Source organism: Enterococcus lemanii, from assembly GCF_016909125.1.
In the GTDB taxonomy this organism is placed as follows: Bacteria; Bacillota; Bacilli; order Lactobacillales; family Enterococcaceae; genus Enterococcus_I; species Enterococcus_I lemanii.
Genome location: NZ_JAFBFD010000005.1, coordinates 25,520 through 39,382, shown reverse-complemented (window position 1 = coordinate 39,382; position 13,863 = coordinate 25,520). Strand labels below are relative to the sequence as shown.

Annotated in this window: 16 protein-coding genes and 1 other annotated feature; of the genes, 15 read left to right on the top strand and 1 reads right to left on the bottom strand. The window is 36.4% G+C overall.

Annotation, left to right across the window (positions count from 1 at the left end; all coding sequences use genetic code 11):
- Positions 1-3: 3 nt before the first annotated feature.
- The 8 genes from JOD14_RS02405 to JOD14_RS02370 all read left to right on the top strand — a co-directional run bounded on the left by JOD14_RS02405 (position 4) and on the right by JOD14_RS02370 (position 6,876).
- The gene (locus JOD14_RS02405; protein ID WP_204653101.1) at positions 4-822 is read left to right on the top strand and encodes an energy-coupling factor transporter transmembrane component T family protein; all 819 of its coding nucleotides are present in this window, start codon (positions 4-6) and stop codon (positions 820-822) included.
- Positions 823-840: 18 nt separating this feature from the next.
- Positions 841-1,626: a PHP domain-containing protein gene (locus JOD14_RS02400; RefSeq protein ID WP_204653100.1), complete on the top strand. Its 786-nt coding sequence runs from the start codon at positions 841-843 to the stop codon at positions 1,624-1,626.
- A gap of 125 nt (positions 1,627-1,751) precedes the next feature.
- Positions 1,752-2,468 (top strand): tRNA (adenosine(37)-N6)-threonylcarbamoyltransferase complex dimerization subunit type 1 TsaB, encoded by a 717-nt coding sequence (gene tsaB / locus JOD14_RS02395; protein ID WP_204653099.1) that lies wholly within the window; start codon positions 1,752-1,754, stop codon positions 2,466-2,468.
- On the top strand, positions 2,452-2,988 hold the full coding sequence (rimI, locus tag JOD14_RS02390) for a ribosomal protein S18-alanine N-acetyltransferase (protein ID WP_204653098.1): 537 nt from the start codon (positions 2,452-2,454) through the stop codon (positions 2,986-2,988). Before tsaB ends, rimI (JOD14_RS02390) begins: the two co-directional genes overlap by 17 nt.
- The gene (rimI, locus tag JOD14_RS02385; protein ID WP_204653097.1) at positions 2,985-3,434 is read left to right on the top strand and encodes a ribosomal protein S18-alanine N-acetyltransferase; all 450 of its coding nucleotides are present in this window, start codon (positions 2,985-2,987) and stop codon (positions 3,432-3,434) included. The genes rimI (JOD14_RS02390) and rimI (JOD14_RS02385) overlap by 4 nt, the downstream gene beginning before the upstream one ends.
- A gap of 13 nt (positions 3,435-3,447) precedes the next feature.
- Positions 3,448-4,473, top strand: a complete 1,026-nt coding sequence (gene tsaD / locus JOD14_RS02380; protein WP_204653096.1) for a tRNA (adenosine(37)-N6)-threonylcarbamoyltransferase complex transferase subunit TsaD — start codon at positions 3,448-3,450, stop codon at positions 4,471-4,473.
- 58 nt (positions 4,474-4,531) lie between these two features.
- Positions 4,532-4,725 (top strand) — a binding site (T-box leader).
- 93 nt (positions 4,726-4,818) lie between these two features.
- Complete coding sequence (gene argS, locus JOD14_RS02375) at positions 4,819-6,510, top strand: arginine--tRNA ligase (RefSeq protein WP_204653095.1); 1,692 nt, start codon at positions 4,819-4,821, stop codon at positions 6,508-6,510.
- 207 nt (positions 6,511-6,717) lie between these two features.
- Positions 6,718-6,876 carry a hypothetical protein gene (locus tag JOD14_RS02370; RefSeq protein WP_204653094.1) on the top strand — a complete coding sequence of 53 codons (159 nt, stop codon included), beginning with the start codon at positions 6,718-6,720 and terminating at the stop codon, positions 6,874-6,876.
- 57 nt (positions 6,877-6,933) lie between these two features.
- Here JOD14_RS02370 and JOD14_RS02365 read toward each other — a convergent pair whose 3' ends face one another.
- A complete protein-coding gene (locus tag JOD14_RS02365) occupies positions 6,934-7,395 on the bottom strand; it encodes an arginine repressor (RefSeq protein ID WP_204653093.1) in 462 nt (153 codons plus the stop codon).
- A 177-nt stretch (positions 7,396-7,572) separates the two neighbouring features.
- On the opposite strand from JOD14_RS02365, the gene JOD14_RS02360 reads away from it, so the two are divergent.
- The 7 genes from JOD14_RS02360 to JOD14_RS02330 all read left to right on the top strand — a co-directional run bounded on the left by JOD14_RS02360 (position 7,573) and on the right by JOD14_RS02330 (position 13,702).
- Positions 7,573-8,514 carry an AEC family transporter gene (locus JOD14_RS02360; protein WP_204653092.1) on the top strand — a complete coding sequence of 314 codons (942 nt, stop codon included), beginning with the start codon at positions 7,573-7,575 and terminating at the stop codon, positions 8,512-8,514.
- A gap of 172 nt (positions 8,515-8,686) precedes the next feature.
- Positions 8,687-9,478 carry a 30S ribosomal protein S2 gene (gene rpsB, locus JOD14_RS02355; protein WP_204653091.1) on the top strand — a complete coding sequence of 264 codons (792 nt, stop codon included), beginning with the start codon at positions 8,687-8,689 and terminating at the stop codon, positions 9,476-9,478.
- 107 nt (positions 9,479-9,585) lie between these two features.
- Positions 9,586-10,467, top strand: a complete 882-nt coding sequence (gene tsf, locus JOD14_RS02350) for a translation elongation factor Ts (protein WP_204653090.1) — start codon at positions 9,586-9,588, stop codon at positions 10,465-10,467.
- A 136-nt stretch (positions 10,468-10,603) separates the two neighbouring features.
- The gene (pyrH, locus tag JOD14_RS02345; RefSeq protein WP_204653089.1) at positions 10,604-11,326 is read left to right on the top strand and encodes a UMP kinase; all 723 of its coding nucleotides are present in this window, start codon (positions 10,604-10,606) and stop codon (positions 11,324-11,326) included.
- Position 11,327: 1 nt separating this feature from the next.
- A complete protein-coding gene (gene frr / locus JOD14_RS02340) occupies positions 11,328-11,885 on the top strand; it encodes a ribosome recycling factor (protein ID WP_204653088.1) in 558 nt (185 codons plus the stop codon).
- A 213-nt stretch (positions 11,886-12,098) separates the two neighbouring features.
- The gene (locus JOD14_RS02335; protein ID WP_204653087.1) at positions 12,099-12,899 is read left to right on the top strand and encodes an isoprenyl transferase; all 801 of its coding nucleotides are present in this window, start codon (positions 12,099-12,101) and stop codon (positions 12,897-12,899) included.
- Positions 12,896-13,702, top strand: coding sequence for a phosphatidate cytidylyltransferase (locus JOD14_RS02330; RefSeq protein WP_204653086.1), 807 nt, complete (start codon positions 12,896-12,898; stop codon positions 13,700-13,702). The genes JOD14_RS02335 and JOD14_RS02330 overlap by 4 nt, the downstream gene beginning before the upstream one ends.
- The last annotated feature ends 161 nt before the right edge of the window (positions 13,703-13,863 follow it).

Genomic DNA, 13,863 nt, shown 5'->3' with positions numbered 1-13,863 from the left:
AAATTGGAAAATAGTCGTTTTATTGAAAAAATAAACATGGATTTTATTAAGAGCCAAGTTTTAAAAAATGCTTATGGACGTAATGGGAATTTTATTGCACGTTTAGATCCGCGAACAATGTTTGTTTGGTATATTATTTTTGGCTTGCTTCCGTGGTTTGTTTCCGATATGGTTGTTTTGTTTGGATTGTTTTTATTTGTGGCAGTTTTAACGAAAATAGCTGATACAGTGCCTTTGGTGTTATTTATTTTTTGTTTAGGTATATTTTCTCAAACGGGTTTTTTATTTGTATTTACTTTGTTTTTTGGAGGTGGTTGGGAAAGTATCTTTCCTTTACTCCGATTAACTTTAAAAATAGCGGTTGTTTCACTTGCAGCTATTTGCGCATTTGCCGGGATGGACCCAGATAAATTAGCTAGTGGCTTAATGGCTATTGGCTTACCAGAAAAATTTTCTTTTGGCTTTTCTTTTTCCTATCGCATTTTACCAATTTTAATGGAAGAGTATCAGATGATTTTATTATCTTATAAAATTCGAGGTATTCGACCGAATGGAACCGGCTTGAAAGGGAAAAGCCAACGTATTTTTTATCAATTAAAAATTATGATACAAGCTTTTTATCCTTTAATGTTAAATATGGCGAAAAGAAGTCGAACGACGGTTGAAGTGTTAGAGATAAAAGGATTTCATCGCGCTTTAGAAAATAAAGCTGTTCGACAGATGAAATTAAATCATCTTTCCTTCAAAAGCCGAGATGGTTACTTTTTACTAGGTTCCTGTTGTTATTTTGTTGTTTTATTTATTTTATCCAATCAATTATGATAAAAAGGAGTTTTTCACTTGATTCTTGACACGCATACACATGGTAAATTAGCGAAATATTTACCTTTTTCAAAAAAATATACTCAAACACTTTATAAAGAAGCTAAAAAACGTGGTGTAGAAGCACTATGTTTGACGGAGCATTTTAATACGCAGGAATTTGATCATATCTATCAATTTATTAATCAAAATTATCCAAGACAAGGGGATGCCTTTCTAGTTGAAGGAGTGCGTGTTTTTCCTGGCCTTGAAATCGACATGCAAGAAGGCGGGCATAATTTAGTTATCGGTCGCTATGAAACAATTCTAGCTTTAAGAGAAGAAATTTTGCGTCTTTCTTCTGTAGAGGAATTTTTACCGGCGGCAGAACTTTTTCCTCTGATTAAAAAGTATGATGTTCTTTTTGGTGCAGCACATGTTTACCGGCAAGGAGTTCACAATTTATTACTACCTGAGACACTCATTCAACAATATGATTTCTTTGATTTAAACGGCAAAGACATGGCGGTTGTTGGAAAAGAAAACTATCCAAAAATTATAGATATAGCAAAAAAATATGGGAAGCCGGTCTTAGCGGGAAGTGATACCCATCAATTTTTACAGTTTGGCTCTGTTTATAATCGATTTGAAAAAGAATTTACGACGATTGCTGAATTTCGTAATGAGGTAGCCAAAGGGGCATATGAACTTTATATCAGTCCAAGTGTGAATGAAAAGGTCGAGGGAGCAAACTTTGTCAAAAAAGCATTGAAGCAGCTTCACAATCAAGGTGGTTCTTATGATTTACCTTTAGGAATTGAATAAACGAAAGAGTAGCCTTTTATTTTTCTAAAGGCTGCTCTTTTCTGTTTGTTTAGGGAAATCTCAATTGTATCTAATCCATGTTTTATGATAAACTGAATAGGAATATCTAAAAGGTAGGGAAAAAGATGAAGATTTTAGCTCTGGATACTTCCAATCAGACATTAGCAATTGGGATAATGGAAGATCACAAGATTTTAGGTCAGCTTCAAACAACTTTAAATAAAAATCATAGCACGACATTAATGCCAGCTTTAGAAGATTTAACTCAAAAAATTAGCATCAAGCCAAGTGACTTTGACCGAATTGTCGTGGCACAAGGACCAGGCTCTTATACCGGTTTAAGAATTGGCGTTACAACGGCGAAAACATTAGCTGATACTTTAAAAATCGAACTCGTTGGTGTTTCAAGCTTAAAAACACTAGCAGCTAATTGTGTTGGTGTGACTGGTTGGATTGTCCCTATATTTAATGCTCGTCGCCAAAATGTCTATGCAGGGGTGTACCAATGGCTAGATGGTCAATTACAAACAATTGTCGCCGATCAACATCTTTCATTTGAACAATTGTGTGAAAAACTCCAAGATCAATCGGTCTATTTTGTCGGTGTTGATGTGGCTGACTTTCAAGCAGAAATCCAGAAAAAATTACCCAAAGCACAAATCAATACAATACCAGCTTGGCAATACCCGAATGGCATTACTTTAGCTCAATTAGGAGCGCTTGCCCAACCAGAAAAAGATATCCATGCTTTTTTACCGGATTATTTAAAATTAGTTGAAGCAGAAGAAAATTGGCTGGCTACGCATGAAGCAGGAGCTGAAAGTTATGTGGAAAAAATTTAATCCTTTTCAGTATACTTTTTTAAAAAATCGAAAAATAAAATATAAACCCCAAAATGTTACTTTAAAAAACCAACTTTTTGTCATTCGTCAAATTGAATTTTCTGATATGAAAGCTTTATTAGATGTTGAACGTTTGACTTATGCTGGGGAAACACCGTGGACTAAAAGTGCTTTTTTGGCAGAAATTTATTCTCGCTATCCTCACTTATATTTAGCGGTGATTCATGAAGGGGAAATGATTGGGTTTATGGGGGTCCGTGTTTTTCGAGGGGATGCGCATATTACGAATATCGCACTCATTCCTGCATGGCAAAATTTTGGGTTAGGAGCAATTTTAATGGCAGAAGCAGAAAAATTTGCTTATAAAAATCGTTGCCAAACGATGTCACTTGAAGTACGGATAGGCAATAAAGATGCGCAACGTTTTTATCGTCGATTGGACTTTGTTTCACGCAAAGTAATTAAAAATTATTATACAGAAGAAAATGAAGATGCAATTGATATGGTGAAATATTTATGATTATCACAAAAGAAAATTATGAACCACTTGATTTAGCTGAAAAACTATATGAAGTTGCCGAAAAAAGTTACTTACACGGTTCACCATGGAATCAAAAGCAATTCCAAGAGGATCTGGTTAATCCGTATAGCCAGTATTTAATCTGGTTAGAAGAAACGAAAATCATTGGATTCATTGCTTTTCATCAAATTTTTGATGAAATTGAAGTTATGCATGTTGTCGTATTACCTGCTTATCAAGGGGGGAAAATCGGTTATGCGCTTTTGGGGCAGTTAAATCAGCAGGCGAAAAAAGCAGAAATCCGTCAAATTTTTTTAGAAGTTCGTCAGTCAAATAAAGTAGCGCGCCATTTATATGAAAAAAGTGGTTTTGAAGTCATTGGAGAACGTGAAAATTATTATCAAAATCCAGTTGAAAAGGCAATTTTAATGGTGAAAAAAAGATGAGAAGGAACAAAGAATGAGAGAATTAATATTAGCAATTGAAAGTAGCTGCGATGAAACGAGTGTTGCAGTAATTGAAAATGGCGTAGAAATCTTAAGTAATATTGTCGCTTCACAAATCAAAAGCCATCAAAGATTTGGTGGTGTTGTGCCTGAAGTAGCGAGTCGTCATCATGTGGAACAAATTACTTTGTGTATCGAAGAAGCGCTAGAAGAAGCCAATGTTACGGTAGAAGACTTAACCGCAGTAGCAGTAACGCAAGGACCGGGTTTAGTTGGTTCTTTATTAATTGGAATTTCAGCAGCAAAGGCTTTTGCTTGGGCGCATCAATTACCTTTAATTCCAGTCAATCATATGGCCGGACATATTTATGCTGCCCGTTTAGTCGAGGAGCTAGCTTTTCCTTTAATGGCTCTTTTAGTTAGTGGTGGGCATACCGAACTTGTTTATATGGCCGAAGATGGATCGTTTGAAATTATTGGCGAAACGCGTGATGATGCGGCCGGTGAGGCTTATGATAAAGTTGGACGTGTACTTGGTTTGGCTTACCCGAGCGGGAAAGAAATTGATCAACTAGCCCATCAAGGACAAGACACTTATCAGTTTCCACGTGCGATGTTGCATGAAGATAACTTTGACTTTAGTTTTAGTGGTTTGAAAAGTGCGTTTATTAATTTAGTTCATAATGCGAAACAAAAAGGCGAAGAGTTGGTTTTAGTTGATTTGGCAGCTAGTTTTCAAGCGAGTGTGATTGACGTCTTAGTGGCAAAAACCGTCCGCGCTTGTGAGCAATATCCTGTAAAGCAACTCGTTGTCGCTGGTGGCGTTGCAGCAAACCAAGGATTAAGAGAAAAATTAACGGTGGCTGTTGAAACTCACCTGCCACAAGTTAAAGTCATTTTCCCACCGTTACGTTTATGTGGTGATAATGCAGCAATGATTGGCGCAGCAGCCCACGTTACTTTGTCGCAAGGACAACTAGCGTGTATGGACTTAAACGCAAATCCAAGTTTGGTTTTTCCAAATAAAAAAGATGAATGAAATAGCTAGCAAAACGGCAGAGTTTTTGTTATAATCGCTATGATTTAACAATTGAATGATTGATTTGATGATCAAGAAAAGTAACTTTCAATTTTTTTAAGCGAATTCGGGAAGGTGGGAGCCGAAGAAAAGAAAGAAAGTGAAACGCGCTTGTGAAAATTTGCTTAGCAGACGGCATCTACCGTTATTAGATAAAGTGGGTTCGGTTAAACGAACAATTAGAGTGGTACCGCGGGTAGTCTCGTCTCTAGTGTGATGAACACTAGGGATTTTTTTGTGTAGAAATAAGGAAAATTAGCAAGTGCGTGTTGACCATAATGAATAGATATTTAGGAGGAAAAAAGAATGAATAATAAAGAAATCGTAGCAAAAGCGATTTATGCGGTTGTAAAAGAAGATTTAACGCTTGAACAAGTGGCAAATTTTTTAGAAAACCCGAAAACGGCTGACCATGGAGATGTTGCTTTTCCAGCGTTCGGTTTAGCAAAAGCTTACCGAAAAGCTCCACAACAAATTGCACAAGAATTGGCTGAAAAAATTGATGGTACTTCTTTTGAAAAGATTGAAGTCGTAGGGCCTTATTTAAACTTCTTTATGAATAAAGCTGCAATCACAGAAGCTGTTTTAACACGAGTAATAAAAGAAAAAAATCATTTTGGTGATCAATCAATTGGGATGGGTGAAAATGTCCCAATTGACATGTCTTCACCGAATATTGCCAAACCAATTTCAATGGGCCATTTACGTTCAACCGTTATCGGAAACTCAATTGGCTTTATTTTAGAAAAAATCGGTTATCAACCAATCCGTATTAACCATCTGGGGGACTGGGGCACACAATTTGGGAAGCTAATTGTTGCTTATAAAAAATGGGGCAGTGAAGAAGCCGTCAAAGCACACCCAATTAATGAATTATTGCGTCTTTATGTTGATTTTCATGAGAAAGCCGAAGAAGATGCGACTTTAGAATATGAAGCACGGGCTTGGTTTAAGAAATTAGAAGATGGCAACCAAGAAGCCAATCAGTTATGGCAATGGTTCCGCGATGAGTCAATGAAAGAGTTTAATAAGATTTATGACATGTTAGAAGTTTCTTTTGACTCATTAAATGGTGAAGCTTTTTATAATGATAAAATGGCTGAGGTTGTCGAATTGTTAGAAGAAAAGCATCTACTGGCTTCAGATCAAGGGGCGGATATTGTCGATCTTTCCGCTTATGACTTAAATCCGGCTTTAATTCGAAAATCAGATGGTGCAACGCTTTATATTACACGTGATATGGCAGCTGCACTTTACCGTAAACGTAACTATCATTTCGCAAAATCATTATATGTAGTTGGAAATGAACAAAGTTATCACTTTAAGCAATTAAAAGCCGTCTTGAAAGAAATGGACTTTGCGTGGGCAGATGAAATGCATCATATTCCATTTGGTCTTATTACGAAAGATGGTAAAAAACTCTCTACACGTAAAGGGAAAATTGTGTTGTTAGAAGAAGTACTAAATGAAGCAATCTCTTTAGCGAAAGAGCAAATTAGTGAGAAGAACCCAACACTCGAAAACAAAGAAGAGGTTGCCAAACAAGTTGGTGTGGGGGCAGTTATTTTCCATGATTTGAAAAATGATCGCTTAAACAACTTTGACTTTGCCTTAGAAGATGTGGTAAGGTTTGAAGGAGAGACTGGTCCATACGTACAATATGCACATGCTCGCGCAATGAGTATTTTGCGTAAAGCCGATTTCACGCCGGACGAAACCAAAGCTTATCCATTAAATGATGAAGGTAGTTGGGAAGTAATGAAATACATCCAACGCTATCCTGAAACCATTTTGCAAGCAGCCGATAAGTATGAGCCTTCTGTGATTGCAAAACACGCAATCAAATTAGCTCAGGCCTTTAATAAATATTATGCAAATACTAAAATTTTAGTTGAAGATGAACAAAAAGAAGCGCGTTTAGCTTTAGTTTATGCCGTAACAGTTTTACTAAAAGAAGATTTGCGTCTATTAGGATTACACGCACCAGATAAAATGTAAAAAATAATTGAACCTGACTAAATAAGGTTTCGCTTCCCACATTGCAATTTTTTTGCCGTGGGAAGTGGGCCTATTTTTGCGGATTTATATCTTAATCAGAATCGGTCTCAAGGCCTTAACCAATGAGTGAAATCAGCCGATAGTGTAAGTACAGAGTCAAAAAAGTCGCTTAATTGCGCAAGCATAATGGAAAGGGAGTTGAATGAATTGAATTATTCGGTCATTGCTGTCACATCCACGAAAGAAACGAAGGAAAAAAGATTTAGAACTTATCGTGAAGCGTTATGTTATGCAACCAATTTTCGCAAGATTCGTAAAAGCAAGATTTACAAAGACGAAAAAATGTTAATTGATTTTTCTTATTAAGATTTTTTTGTTCGAAACACAAAAAAACGGGTGACTTCATAGGAGTCACTCGTTTTTTTAATCTAAGTTTTTCTTGAAAAAATCTTCTAAAATAATCGCAGATGCTTCATCAGGGGAAATGACCGTAACAATATCAAAACCTGCTAAAGTACAAATTTTTTCCTTCATTGTAATTTCATCAATCGCAGCAGCTAAAATCGGCGCATTGTTTGCGACGGTATGTAAAATCGTCATAAATTGTACCCGATCAACTTTTGTCACAACGTCTTGTGTGAGTTGCTCCAGATGAGTCGTTTGGGTGTTTGATTCCTCGATTTCTTCTTGGAATTGTAAAAAGCGTACTTGCCCAGTGAGATCTGCTGTTTTTACAAGTTTTAATTCACGAATATCTCTAGAAATGGTTGCTTGTGTCGCATTCACGCCCTTCTCTTTTAAAAGTGCGAGTAATTCTTCTTGTGTTTTTACAACATTTTCTTGGATTAAAGTTTCAATTAGTGCGTGACGTTCGCTTTTTTTCAAGCGGAATTCCTCCTTGTGTTGGTTTTGCTTCATCATATCAAAAAATAAAGTATATTCCTAGAAAAATCATTCAGAGAATCTTTCTTCATTAGAAAATGAGAAAACAAGCGCCAATAAACTTTAAAGCATGGTAAAATACAAGATAGAAAATAAAAGTTGATAGGAGTGTTTATTTATTTGATAGAAGCATATTTAAATATTATGGTAATTTTTGCGATTATGCTAGTTGGTTATGCACTATCGTGGAAGAAGTGGTTTGACGATCACGTGGCAGATGCCTTTTCAAAATTGGTATTAAATTTAACTTTACCGTTAAGCATGTTTTTAAATATGACGGAAAAATTTACAAAAGCGGAATTTTTGACCTTGTTTAAAGGAATCTTATTGCCCGCTATATCCATTGCGCTCACTTACTTTATTAGTGTACTATATGCGAAATGGACGAAGGTTCCGGCTGGTCGTACCGGTGTTTTTCGAGTGATGTTTACGGCCTCAAATACGATTTTTATGGGATTACCTGTTAATATTGCTGTTTTTGGTGAGAAAGCAGTGCCTTACGCTTTACTTTATTATATTTGTAATACGACCTTCTTTTTTACATGGGGCATTTATTTGATTCAAAATGACAATTTAACGTTAACAGGTAAAAAAACAACCTTTAGTTTCCGATTTATGCTGCGTAAATTATTTTCGCCAGCCTTACTCGGTTTTTTTATTGGTTTATGTTGGATGTTGCTTGAGATCCCACTTGTGACGCCATTGCGCGATTTTTCCCGTTATCTGGGCCAAATGACGACCCCGCTTTCGCTATTTGTTATTGGCATTATTATTTATCAAACAGGTTTTAAAAACTTAAAGTTAGATAAAGATGTATTGGGCGTTTTATTAGGGCGTTATCTGATTAGTCCGCTAGTGGTTATTCTTTTGTCAAAGGTGATTGCAGTCCCTAGTTTAATGCTCCATGTGTTTATTTTACAATCAGCGATGCCTGTCCAAAATTCCATGGCAATCTTAGCAAAAGCATATGGTGCAGATGAAGAATTTGCAACGAGTAGTTTGGTTTATTCAATCTTTGGGTATTTATTTGTGATTATTCTTTTATTGAAGTTTATTTTTTAATAGAAAAATCTTGCATCTAAGTGAATTTATCTGTATAATACTAGGAGTGTGCTGGAATGCTAGCCACAAATCCACATTCACCTTGATTGCAGAAGGGTTGCTAAGCGATTAGTTCTTTTGTCAAAATGAGAGGTTGAAGAGGGAAATACAAAAACAATCGGAGGAAACACAAATGTCAGTAATTTCAATGAAACAATTGCTTGAAGCTGGTGTACACTTTGGTCACCAAACTCGCCGTTGGAACCCAAAAATGAAGAAATATATCTTCACAGAAAGAAACGGAATCTACATCATCGATTTACAAAAAACAGTTAAATTAGTTGATGCAGCTTATGAGTACATGAAAAATGTAGCAGACGAAGGCGGAATCGCTCTATTCGTAGGTACAAAAAAACAAGCACAAGAAGCAATTAAAGACGAAGCAATTCGTTCAGGTCAATTCTATGTAAACCACCGTTGGTTAGGTGGAACTTTAACAAACTGGGAAACAATCCAAAAACGTATTGCACGCTTAAAATCAATCAATGCGATGGAAGCAGATGGTACTTTTGAGTTACTTCCTAAAAAAGAAGTAGCTGGTTTAAATAAAGAACGCGAACGCTTAGAGAAATTCTTAGGCGGAATCGCTGACATGCCAAGAATTCCAGACGTTATGTACGTAGTTGACCCTCGTAAAGAACGTATTGCAATTCAAGAAGCTCGTAAATTAAATATTCCAATCGTTGCAATGGTTGATACAAACTGTGATCCAGATGAAATCGATGTTGTTATCCCATCAAACGATGATGCTATCCGCGCAGTTAAATTAATTACTGCTAAAATGGCAGACGCGTTTATCGAAGCAAACCAAGGTCAAGATCAAGTTGCTGAAGAAGACTTTGTTGTAGAAGTAGACGTTGAAAATGCAACTTCAATTGAAGAAATTGTTGATGTTGTTGAAGGAAACAACGCTTCAGCTGAATAATTTAATACACAATTAAGCGAGCTGTTTCAAGGGCTAGGCGCAAAGCCTTAACACTCTTTGAAACAGCTTTTTTTAAAAAATTACGAAATAATCAGGAGGAAACAAAGATGGTTCAAATCTCAGCTAAATTAGTAAAAGAATTACGCGACATGACTGGTGTCGGTATGATGGACGCAAAAAGAGCGTTAGTTGAAGTAGAAGGCGATATTGAAAAAGCAGTTGACCACTTACGTGAAAAAGGCATGGCTAAAGCTGCTAAGAAAAATGACCGTATTGCAGCTGAAGGATTAGCAGCAGTTGCGATTAGCGGAAATACAGCAGCAATCGTTGAAGTAAACTCAGAAACAGACTTCGTTGCAAAAAACGAAATGTTCCAAGAGTTAGTAAAAGAATTGGCAACTTTAGTAGCTGAACACAAACCAGCTGACTTAGAAGCTGCAATGGCTTTACCTGCATCTAAAGGTACAGTAGAAGAAACATTAATCGAAGCAACACAAGTCATTGGTGAAAGAATTAACTTCCGTCGTTTCCATCTAGTTTCAAAAACGGATGCAGACGCATTTGGTGGCTACTTACACCAAGGTGGACGTATTGCAGTATTGGCTCTTCTTGAAGGAACAACGGATGAAGAAGCAGCAAAAGACGTTGCAATGCACGTAGCAGCGATTAACCCTCGTTACGTAGACGAATCTCAAATTCCTGCAGAAGAATTAGAGCACGAGAAAAATATTTTAACTGAACAAGCATTAAACGAAGGCAAACCAGCGAACATTGTTGATAAAATGGTTATTGGCCGTTTAAGCAAATTCAAAGCAGAAATCTCATTAGTGGATCAACCATTTGTTAAAGATCCAGATATGACTGTAGCAAAATTTGTTGCTTCTAAAGGTGGAAAAGTGAAATCATTTACTCGCTTTGAAGTAGGCGAAGGTATTCAAAAACGTGAAGAAAACTTTGCAGAAGAAGTAATGAGCCAAATTAAAAAATAATTCTATTTTGAAAGAAGTAGGATGGGGACGCATTTTTAGATGCGCTCCCTTTTTTTAGGAAAAATTCAAGGAATTTGACTGCTATAATGCATTGACTATGCTACAATAGAAGCAGAGAAACTACGGAGGAAACATCATGCATAAACCAAAATATCAACGAGTAATTTTAAAATTAAGTGGCGAAGCGTTAGCAGGAAATGAAGGCTTTGGCATTAACCCACCAACGATTCAAGAATTTGTAAAAGAATTAAAAGCCGTTCACGATTTAGGTGTTGAGCTAGCAATTGTTGTTGGTGGTGGCAATATTTGGCGTGGTCAAATCGGTGCACAAATGGGAATGGAGCGCGCACAAGCCGATTATATGGGCATGTTAGCAACCGTAATGAACGCTTTAGCATTACAAGATACCCTTGAAAATGCGGGTGTACCTACACGAGTACAAACATCCATTGAAATGCGTCAAATCGCTGAACCATATATTCGTCGCCGGGCAGAACGTCATCTTGAAAAAGGCCGTGTTGTGATTTTTGCAGGTGGAACAGGGAACCCTTATTTTTCTACGGATACGACCGCTGCTTTACGTGCTGCAGAAATTAATGCAGATGTCATCTTAATGGCAAAAAATAATGTTGATGGGGTATACTCTGCGGATCCGAAAATTGATCAGGCAGCAGTTAAGTTTGAAGAGTTAACGCATTTAGAAGTAATCTCTAAAGGTCTTCAAGTGATGGATTCTACTGCAAGTTCTTTAAGTATGGACAATGATATTCCGTTGGTTGTCTTTAATTTAAATGAGCCAGGAAACATTCAACGTGCCGTAATGGGAGAAAATATCGGAACGACAGTAAGGGGGAAATAAAATGGTAGATACAATTTTTAACGAAGCAAAAGAAAAAATGGACAAAACAGCAGAAAGCCTTCAACGTGAATTAGGTCAAATTCGTGCTGGCCGAGCAAATGCGAGCCTGTTAGATCGCATTTCAGTGATTTACTATGGCGCACCAACACCTCTAAATCAAATGGCTTCAATCACAATTCCAGAAGCGCGTGTATTAATGATTACACCTTTTGATAAATCGATCTTAAAAGATGTTGAAAAAGCAATTTTGGCTTCAGATTTAGGAATTACACCAACCAACGATGGGAATGTGATCCGATTAGTTATGCCACAATTGACAGAAGAACGTCGTAAAGAGTTAGCCAAAGATGTTAAGAAATCAGCTGAAAATGCTAAAATTGCAATCCGCAATGCGCGTCGTGATGCAATCGATGCTTACAAGAAACAAGAAAAAGCAAGTGAGATTACAGAAGATGATTTGAAAAATTCTGAAAAAGAAATTCAAACATTAACAGACGACAGCGTGAAAAAATTAGATGCAATTGCAGCCGAAAAAGAAAAAGAATTATTAGAAATCTAATATTTGTTTGTAGTAGCTAGCTTTTCAATAAATTGAGAAGCTAGCTACTTTTTTTACGCTTAAAATGGTTCTATTTGTTTAAAATAAGAGGAATAGACGAAGATTTTTATAAATTATTCTGAAGCATTCTTTTTATATAGGCATTCTTTTCGTTTATTGCTATAATAGTTTAGATGACTTGAATGAATACTTGACGAAGAGGAGGAAAAATGAATGCTGCGTTTTTTGCCGCAAAAAAATAAATACATTGTTGAAGAAAGCGAATTTTCTTTTTCAAAAGAATTGCCAATTCCAAAGCATATTGCCATTATCATGGATGGAAATGGTCGTTGGGCTCAAAATCGTCGTTTGCCACGAGTTGCCGGACATAAAGAAGGGATGGAGACGGTTAAAAAAATTACGAAGCATGCGTCAAAGTTGGGTGTTAAAGTATTAACGCTGTATGCTTTTTCAACTGAAAATTGGAAACGCCCGAATGAAGAAGTGAATTTTTTGATGCAATTGCCCGTTGATTTTTTTGATACGTTTGTACCAGAGCTAAAAAAAGAAAACGTCCGCGTTGAGGTAATGGGCTATAAAGAATTTCTACCCAAACATACACAAGAAGCGGTTGAAAGAGCGATGGAAGAAACAAAAAACAATACAGGACTAATCTTGAACTTCGCTTTAAATTATGGCAGCCGAGCAGAAATTATTACTGCGATTCAATCTTTATATACCCAATTGCAAGCAAATCAAGGAAATATTAATGAAATTACGGAAGACACGTTTGCTGATTATTTAATGACGGGCTTTTTACCGACGGACTTAAGAGATCCAGAACTTGTCATTCGAACAAGTGGCGAAGAGCGAATTAGTAATTTTTTACTTTGGCAAATTGCTTACAGTGAATTATTTTTTACGAGAGCATTTTGGCCAGATTTTGATGAACAAGCGTTAGAAAATGCGATTGCGAGTTATCAAAATCGAGATCGACGGTTTGGTGCTGTAAAAAATGAGGAGGAATCAGTATGAGGCAAAGAGTGATTACGGCTGTTGTAGCATTAGTATTATTTATTCCAATTGTCTATTTTGATTTTGCAGGAATTTCAGTTGGTTTATTAGCAGGTTTATTAGCCGGCGTTGGTGTTTATGAGTTATTTCGAATGAAGGGATTAACACTACTTAGTTTAGAAGGTGGCCTTTCGTTAATTGGCGCTTTAATTTTAGCACTCCCAAGAGACCCTTGGTTTCAATTCTTACCAGAGAAAACAGATAAATTTATGTTGTTTTATCTTATTGTTCTTTTATTATTAGGAATTTCTGTTATTTCAAAAAACACCTATACAATTGATGAAGCCGGATTTCCGATATTAGTTAGTTTGTATGCAGGGGTTGGTTTTGGTGCTTTTGCCAACGCACGTAAAGAAAGTCTAATTGTATTGTGTTTTGGTTTATTGATAGTTTGGGCAACGGATATTGGTGCTTATATGGTCGGTCGCGAGTATGGTAAAAATAAGCTTTGGCCAGAAATTTCACCGAACAAAACAATTGAAGGAGCAGTTGGTGGCATATTAAGTGCGATAGTCATTGCAATTGTGTATTTAATTGTTTTTCCTGGGAAAACGTATTTTAATCAAAGCTCATTTGTTTTAATTTTGATGACAGCAGTATTATCTGTGGTTGGTCAATTTGGTGATTTGGTTGAATCGGCAATCAAAAGACATTATGGTGTAAAAGACTCTGGTATTATTTTGCCGGGGCATGGTGGGATTTTAGACCGCTTTGATAGTTTGTTATTTGTGTTTCCGATAATGCATTTATTTGGTATTTTTTAAAAAGTTGAGCATGGTCGTTTTCCATAAAACACCATGCTTTTCTTACGTTCTCGTTACAAAGTGGGAGAAGAATTGTGTAATTTCTCGATTATGATAAAATAGTGGAGAGGTTTCGCTGATTCACGCGATAATAATAACAATAGATATTGAAAGTGAGGAAA

What these genes read in the sequence shown, in the direction of transcription:
- rimI (WP_204653098.1), top strand. Translation starts at nt 2,452, where the DNA reads ATGTGGAAAAAATTTAATCCTTTTCAGTATACTTTTTTAAAAAATCGA.
- tsaB (WP_204653099.1), top strand. Translation starts at nt 1,752, where the DNA reads ATGAAGATTTTAGCTCTGGATACTTCCAATCAGACATTAGCAATTGGG.
- pyrH (WP_204653089.1), top strand. Translation starts at nt 10,604, where the DNA reads ATGCATAAACCAAAATATCAACGAGTAATTTTAAAATTAAGTGGCGAA.
- frr (WP_204653088.1), top strand. Translation starts at nt 11,328, where the DNA reads ATGGTAGATACAATTTTTAACGAAGCAAAAGAAAAAATGGACAAAACA.
- argS (WP_204653095.1), top strand. Translation starts at nt 4,819, where the DNA reads ATGAATAATAAAGAAATCGTAGCAAAAGCGATTTATGCGGTTGTAAAA.
- JOD14_RS02335 (WP_204653087.1), top strand. Translation starts at nt 12,099, where the DNA reads ATGCTGCGTTTTTTGCCGCAAAAAAATAAATACATTGTTGAAGAAAGC.
- rpsB (WP_204653091.1), top strand. Translation starts at nt 8,687, where the DNA reads ATGTCAGTAATTTCAATGAAACAATTGCTTGAAGCTGGTGTACACTTT.
- rimI (WP_204653097.1), top strand. Translation starts at nt 2,985, where the DNA reads ATGATTATCACAAAAGAAAATTATGAACCACTTGATTTAGCTGAAAAA.
- JOD14_RS02330 (WP_204653086.1), top strand. Translation starts at nt 12,896, where the DNA reads ATGAGGCAAAGAGTGATTACGGCTGTTGTAGCATTAGTATTATTTATT.
- tsaD (WP_204653096.1), top strand. Translation starts at nt 3,448, where the DNA reads ATGAGAGAATTAATATTAGCAATTGAAAGTAGCTGCGATGAAACGAGT.
- tsf (WP_204653090.1), top strand. Translation starts at nt 9,586, where the DNA reads ATGGTTCAAATCTCAGCTAAATTAGTAAAAGAATTACGCGACATGACT.